This window comes from Novosphingobium sp. B-7 (assembly GCF_000410615.1).
GTDB lineage: Bacteria > Pseudomonadota > Alphaproteobacteria > Sphingomonadales > Sphingomonadaceae > Novosphingobium > Novosphingobium capsulatum.
Genome location: NZ_APCQ01000281.1, coordinates 1 through 531 on the forward strand (window position 1 = coordinate 1; position 531 = coordinate 531).

The following is a 531-nucleotide window of genomic DNA, read 5'->3' on the forward strand; positions in this document are numbered from 1 at the left end:
GCCCGCGCTGATCGCGGCGCGGCGCCTGGGCATTCCCTTCCACTATGAACTGCGCGGCCTGTGGGAAATGAGCCGCGCGGCCAATGTACCCGGCTTTGCCGGCACCGAGCGCCATGCCCTGGGCCTTGAGCTGGAAGCCTTCGTGGCGCGCCAGGCAGATCGGGTCTTTGCCATCTCGGCGCCGCTTGCCGATCATGTCATCGGGCAATGGGGCCTCGATCCTGCGCGCCTGGCCCTGCTGCCCAATGGCATCGACGCACCTGCCTTTGCTGGGATTGCCGCCGCGCGCCATGCCACTACCACCATCGGCTATGCCGGCGCGCTGGTTGCCTATGAAGGGCTGGACCTACTGCTCGATGCCCTGGCCATGCTGCATGCACAGGGCCTGGCCATCGATCTGCTGATCATGGGCGATGGCCCCTTGCGCCAAAGCCTGGAGGAGCAGGCCGCGCGCCTGGGCCTGGCGCAGGCCGTCAGTTTCACCGGGCGCCTCGAACCCGATGCCGCGCGGGCACGCATGGCCGCCTGCCA

1 protein-coding gene is annotated in these 531 nt (G+C 68.7%); it reads left to right on the forward strand.

Going from position 1 to position 531, the window contains the following annotated elements:
* The coding region (locus H926_RS0104035) for a glycosyltransferase (RefSeq protein ID WP_022675170.1) at positions 1-531 on the forward strand (531 nt) is incomplete at both ends.